Consider the following 2,645-nt stretch of genomic DNA (forward strand, 5'->3'; position numbering starts at 1 on the left):
TCCCCATACTCCGCCAAAAGGGTCAGCGTGAGTTCGCCACCACCTATCACTGGATGCTTTCAGCTCGCTCGGCAGCTTGTCCAGATCCCTGTATTTCCTCGCTGTCTTTTCATCCATGCCAGCTTGCAATGCCGAGATTACAAGGCTTTTTCCCGCGCTTAAATTTTTCTTCAATTTCTTCACCTGATTGTCAGTGATCATCCAATGATCCTCCATATCACAACATTGGATAACCGGGTTTGCATTAAGCGGGAATTCTAATTGTCGTCAGGGGGGATTTATAACTGTCGTTGATCATTTTTAGCCTGCCTCTTTTTGTTGTATTCCAGAGCAGCCACAATCTTCCGCAGTTGCTGGCAGTCGCACCATTCAAGCCTCTCGATCCCGAACATTTTCTTTGCTATGCCGTGACCATAGGCCCATTGATATTTGCCATCAGCCAGAAGCGCCCCGATCTTGCCCATCAATGCCGTTTCAGGAGCCTGCCCTTTGACCGACTTGGGCTGGTTCTTTGGCTTTTTGGTCTCAAAACCCTTGGATTTAAGGTGCGTGATGATCTCGTTAAGCTTGGCAACGCTGGCATCTTTGGAAGATTTCAAGCCAAAGCTTGCCAGCATCTCCCGATATGTGTCGTCATCCATTCCAAGCTTGGCCTTTGCAATGTGGATGGTCGCGAGCTTGGCTTTTCTGATATTGTCGTTATTGGTTTTCATGATTTTTCACCTTCGGTGTATTCAAATTCGATGCGGGTGATTTCGGCATCTGCCGAACATCTGTATTTTTTTACAAGCATCGACACGAAATCAGCCGGACTCATTTCAGGGAAGCCCTCAAGGCCACAATCTTCAAGGGCTATCGCGTTCAGAGGCTCTCTCCTTACGCTTTTAATTCTGATAGGCTCACGAAGAGGTTCGATTTTATCCCCCTTTTTCAGCCCCATCGCCTTTCTGACAGGCTGGACCAGATCTCCAGATTTAAGAAACTGCCAGCCAAAGCGCCTGGTAACGGTCTTTGTACCTGCTATTATTTGATCTGTGGTCATTGAGAATGACATATTCCTCATAACCGCCCCTTTACCAGATCGAAATAACCCGGATATCCTTGTTATTGGCTTCAAAATGGCGCTTGAGAGGGCCAAAGCTCGACCAGCAGCAACGAACGATCTGATACTGATTTCTGGAAGCCACATCTGCGGTGTATTTTTTGCCCGCTCCCTTGCACATCATTTTCAGTTCTTTCTCTGGGAATAGATTTTTTGTTCTTATTTGCCAAAAACGCCGTGCTTGCTCTGGAAGCTTTCCGTCCTTATCAGCAAGCCCCCATTCCCCTTTAATCCAGCCATCAACATACACAGCTGTGACGACTCTTTTTTTGATTAGCTTTTGGCATAACTCTACTTTAAACCCATCAATAAGGAGCGATGTTGAACCATGAGGATAATTCATCATGACCTTAATTCTGGCCCAGTCTTCCTTGGTTATTGGCTGGGCTTCGACTTGTGTTTTCTCTTCCATTTAAAGATCCTTTACCTTGCCAGTTATTAAAACAACGTCTGCTGTTTCTTTGCTTGCTCATCGGCAAGCACCTTGCCCATTCTTCTAATCAGAAGATCCGCCTTTTCTGGCGTCATGGAATCCGGGGCTTCAATCTTCACCGCATTTTTAGCAAAGGACAGCAGGTAATTGTTGCTCCAGCCGAGCCTGTCGCGAAGGGATTTGATTTTCTCCCTCTGATCCGGCCAGACGGTTTCATGCTTCATCACAGCTAAATTCATAAGCCTGTGTTCAAGCTCCCGGAATCCGGTTTCATCCAGATCCGTGAGCTTGTTCACGCCAAGCCCGGAAGCAAGTTCATAAACCCGCTCCTGGCTGATTCCCCGCCTTGAAGCGAGAGACCATATACTGTTGAGACTCTTTATTTTGTTTGCCATTTTATCCTCCGGCTGCTCGTCAGATTTTGGGAACCACCCCAAAATGACCGCCAAAAGGCGGTTTCGCTTAACCAATCAAAAAGCCCTATGCCGCCGAAATATCCAGACTAACCGGCTGCCATGCGTCTTCAATTCCGCCGCGTTCGTACACCCTGATATAACTTTTGGTGTCTGCCACCTGAACGCTCTGGCTTATGGCGTCCATTGCCCTGTGCCAGCGCTCGTCTTCAATTCTCAAGCGTCTCAGGCTTAAAACCTTTGTGGTTGAAATATTGCCTTCCTTGTCCACCTGAAACGCGTCATTGATCAGCACCTTGATTTCAGGCCTCGAATCCTGAGTCCACTCGTTCAGGCATTCGTCAATCAGCTCTTTTGCGGCATGGAGACGTTCATCAAAAGACAGATTTTCGGAAATCGCTATCAGAACCTTTGATTTGCCATCAAAGCTCAGAAGGCTCAGATTTCCTTTTCTGCCTCCGCGCTTTACTCCGTATTTTTCAGCGGAAAGCTCGCAGAACGCGCTTACATCGGCCATTGTTCTGCTTTTGAATGTCTTCAATACTGAATTTACATTCCTTGCTTCCCCGATGATTTCCTTGACCAGGCTGTCACGCTCCAGATCAATTTCGTCGATCAGATTGACAGGCACCAGCCTGCCTTTGTGGTCTTCCCTGTAATCCTGCATGTTCATATATCGTCCTCCTTAAAAATCCCC

The 2,645-nt window shown here is 47.3% G+C and carries 5 protein-coding genes, 1 other RNA gene and 1 pseudogene; all 7 read right to left on the minus strand.

All coding sequences use genetic code 11. The annotated features are described in order from the left end of the window. A pseudogene (locus K245_RS25850) lies at positions 1 to 201 on the minus strand (IS21 family transposase); the annotation flags it as partial. A gap of 77 nt (positions 202 to 278) precedes the next feature. Beyond that, a complete protein-coding gene (locus K245_RS0121250; protein WP_027360771.1) occupies positions 279 to 713 on the minus strand; it encodes a gp16 family protein in 435 nt (144 codons plus the stop codon). Continuing rightward, positions 710 to 1,042 carry an ASCH domain-containing protein gene (locus tag K245_RS0121255; RefSeq protein WP_156906878.1) on the minus strand — a complete coding sequence of 111 codons (333 nt, stop codon included), beginning with the start codon at positions 1,040 to 1,042 and terminating at the stop codon, positions 710 to 712. The genes K245_RS0121250 and K245_RS0121255 overlap by 4 nt, the downstream gene beginning before the upstream one ends. A 31-nt stretch (positions 1,043 to 1,073) precedes the next feature. Beyond that, on the minus strand, positions 1,074 to 1,514 hold the full coding sequence (locus K245_RS0121260) for a hypothetical protein (protein ID WP_027360773.1): 441 nt from the start codon (positions 1,512 to 1,514) through the stop codon (positions 1,074 to 1,076). Between the two features lie 26 nt (positions 1,515 to 1,540). Next, positions 1,541 to 1,930 carry a hypothetical protein gene (locus tag K245_RS0121265; protein WP_027360774.1) on the minus strand — a complete coding sequence of 130 codons (390 nt, stop codon included), beginning with the start codon at positions 1,928 to 1,930 and terminating at the stop codon, positions 1,541 to 1,543. Between the two features lie 6 nt (positions 1,931 to 1,936). Further along, positions 1,937 to 1,999, minus strand: an RNA gene (locus K245_RS27530) — hammerhead ribozyme type II. 16 nt (positions 2,000 to 2,015) lie between these two features. After that, positions 2,016 to 2,621, minus strand: a complete 606-nt coding sequence (locus tag K245_RS0121270) for a DUF3164 family protein (protein ID WP_027360639.1) — start codon at positions 2,619 to 2,621, stop codon at positions 2,016 to 2,018. Positions 2,622 to 2,645 lie beyond the last annotated feature (24 nt).

Origin of the sequence: Desulforegula conservatrix Mb1Pa, assembly GCF_000426225.1 — a bacterium.
In the GTDB taxonomy this organism is placed as follows: Bacteria; Desulfobacterota; Desulfobacteria; order Desulfobacterales; family Desulforegulaceae; genus Desulforegula; species Desulforegula conservatrix.